Source organism: Myxacorys chilensis (assembly GCF_059505265.1).
Genome location: NZ_JCACKG010000228.1, coordinates 1 through 2,867 on the forward strand (window position 1 = coordinate 1; position 2,867 = coordinate 2,867).

Sequence of the window (2,867 nt, forward strand, 5' to 3'; positions counted from 1 at the left end):
CGGCGCGGCGAATGCCGTGCCCGCGCCCCTCGCCCAAGTGCCCGATCCCATCGCCGGCACGGTCGGCTCGCGCGCGCCCACGCTCCGAGGGCTGCTCCTGCGCGACCGCAGCCGCTTTCCGCAGAACGGCGGCTACCCTTTGACGCCGAACGTGATCTATACGGTCACGGTGGAGGGGCATGACGCCCACGGCGACCCCATCCCGACCCGGATCAAGAACATGCCGCTCGTGCTCGCCCCCGGCGCCATCGTCGACCTCGAGGCGACGGTGTGACCGGGAGCGCCTGGCCCCGACGCCGCCTCCTCGCCGCCATGACGGCGGCGGGGATCCTGGGCGGCTGCATGAACGCCCGGCAGTTCGACGAGGACGTGGCGCAGATCAGGGCGCAGTGGCTCTGGCTGATTGTGGCGCTCGCCGTCGTCGCCCTCGCGCTCCTCGGGTTCGGCATTTGGCGCGACGCGCAGAGGCGGGGAACCTATCTCGGCGTCCTGTTCGGCGCCCTGGGAGAGATAGCATTGCTGCGGCATCTGCCGGTCGGATACCGACCAGAGGTATTTGTCGCCGCCGTCGCGGCCGTCATCTTGTCGATCGTGCTGCCGCGAATCTGGCGATCGGGCCTGCTCGACCGTGCCGTCGCGCCGGCCCTTGTGGCGGAAACGCTGACGGGAATGACGAAGAACGGGTCCGTCGAGGGCGCGACGCCGAATTCTGGCCTCGTCGCATATGTCGTCACATTCGCACTCCTGCTGCTCTTCGACTTAACCATTTCCTCTGTGGTCTATTCCGCTCTGATATCGCTCCTCTTGTCTTAGCGAGGGCCGGAGGCGCACCGCCTTCCGCAATTGCCAAGTGTTCGCGGATTGGGCACTCTTCCGTTGTAGGAAACACCGCCGATAGTGCCCAGGAGGGATCAGGCTCCACCTCCCGATGACCCAGGACAACGGCTCGCGGCCCATCGACAGCCTGTTCGTCGGCGCGCTGGTCTTCTCGCTTCGCGCGCGGGGGCTGCGCGTCTCGCCGGGCGACGCCCTCGATTGCCTGGCCCTGGCGCGGGCGCGCTCCACCTGGAGCCGGGGCGAGCTGGCCCAAGCTTTCGCGGCAGTGCTGGCACGGCGGCCGGGGGACCGGGCGATCCTGGATGTGGCCCTCGAGACGCTCTTCGAGCCCGGCAGGACTGACGGCCCCGCCGAGACGTCGCCGCTTCGGGATCGCGCCGAGGGGCGGATCGTGGTCGAGAGAACCTATCCGCTGCCCCGGCCTCGGTGGATATCGGTCTGGGAACGTCGGCGGGACGGCCGGTCCCGCCTTGCCGGCGCCGTCGCGGTCCTCCGCGCCAGGACCGGGCGCGAGGCGGTCCAGCTCGGGACGGGGATCATCCGCGGCGTCATGGTCGCGTCGGGCATCCTCGTCGCCCTGGCCGGTCTGTTCCTCGTGACGACGGTCTTTGGCGACGGGCCCGCCCCGGGCACCTCCGACCGCTCCTCCCCATCCCCCGAGACCGGCCTCCTGTGGCGGGTCATCGACGCGAGCCTCGCCGCCGCTTCGCTCACCGGTCTCGGGCTCCTCGTCGGCCGGGCCGTCCTGATCGCGCGGCCGCGCCGCCCGCCAACCGCCGCCCGGGCCGTCCTCCCGGAGGAGCCCGCCCGCCCGCCGCCGCTCAGGCCCGACGGCACGACCTTCCGCATCGGCTCGCTCGGCCTCAACGACAGGGGCCTAGCGCCGCGCTTCCTCTCCGATCGCCTCGCCTGGGAGATCGCCGAGATTATCGGCTACCGCCGTGGCGCCCCGGACCCGCGCCGGCTCGACCTGCGGCGGACCATCGCTGCCCATGCTCGCGGCGCCGACCCGCTGCTCCTCCTGTCCGAGGCGCGGCGCGAGCTGCCTACGCTCCTCATCCTCGAGGACAGCCGCGCCGAGGCGAGGGCCTGGAACAGGCTCGCCGAGGAGTTCGCGGTCCTCCTCGCCCAGCGCGGCATCCAGGCCGAGCGCGTGTCCTTCCCGGGCAGCTTCTTCGCCCACCGGGACGGCCGGCGCATCGCTCGGCCCGAGGCCGAGGAGGTCGAGGCCGCCCTCGCCTCGCCCGGCTGGACCGTCGCCGTCGTGTTCGGCGAGGCACATCGCCTCGCGCGGGTCGACGCCGAGTTCCTCGCGCATGTCGCCGAGAACGGACCGGTCGTCTTCCTCGACCTGCGCGACCGTGCACTCTGGGACGTGCGGCAGGAGGCGCTGAGGCGCCAGGGCCTCCGGGTCGGCGAGGCGACCGGGCCCGGCCTGCGCGACTCCTTGGCCGAGGTCTTCGCCCCGGACCGCGTCGCCGTCCCGCCCGACCCCCGCCCCGGCCTGGCGCCGCCGGATGCGCTCGCGGCGCTGGGGCAGGACGGCCGGGACTGGGCCAGCGACTGCGCCCTTGTCGAGCCGGTCTCCTTCGCGCTGGCCGAAGAGTTGCGGCGGGCCGCCGGCGGGGAAGAGGGGACGTGGCGCTATCCTGACCTCGGGTCCGAGGAGCCGACGCTCGCCTTCTCGCGGCTGGCTGCCCTGCCGGGGACCTGGACGGGCCCCGAGGGCCTGCGCTTCGAGCCGCGGACGCGCCGCCGGCTCCTCGCCGACTTCCAGCGGCGCCGCCCGGGGGAGCGCAGGCGCACCTGGGAAATCGTCAGGGCCGCCTTCCTCCGCGCCCGGCCGGAGGGGATCACCGCCGGGGAGATCCACCGCTACGCCATGGCGCGCGCCCAGCTCCATGTCGGCGACGCCGACCGGAACGCTGCCCTCGGCGTGATCCTCGGCGCCCGCGATGGAGGGCTGCTCGACCCCGCCCCGATAAACGACCTCCTCGGCCGCCTGAGCCTCGACGGCCAGGAGGAGCCGG

Annotated in this window: 3 protein-coding genes; all 3 read left to right on the plus strand. The window is 73.1% G+C overall.

The genetic code is table 11. The features are described from left to right. Positions 1 to 274 (plus strand): hypothetical protein (locus AC5JLB_RS23225; protein WP_495876200.1); only part of this gene is annotated, 274 nt, incomplete at its 5' end. A 38-nt stretch (positions 275 to 312) separates the two neighbouring features. Next, entirely contained in the window at positions 313 to 813 is a 501-nt protein-coding gene (locus AC5JLB_RS23230) for a hypothetical protein (RefSeq protein ID WP_495876201.1), read from the plus strand. 115 nt (positions 814 to 928) lie between these two features. Then, the coding region (locus AC5JLB_RS23235; RefSeq protein WP_495876202.1) for a hypothetical protein at positions 929 to 2,867 on the plus strand (1,939 nt) is incomplete at its 3' end.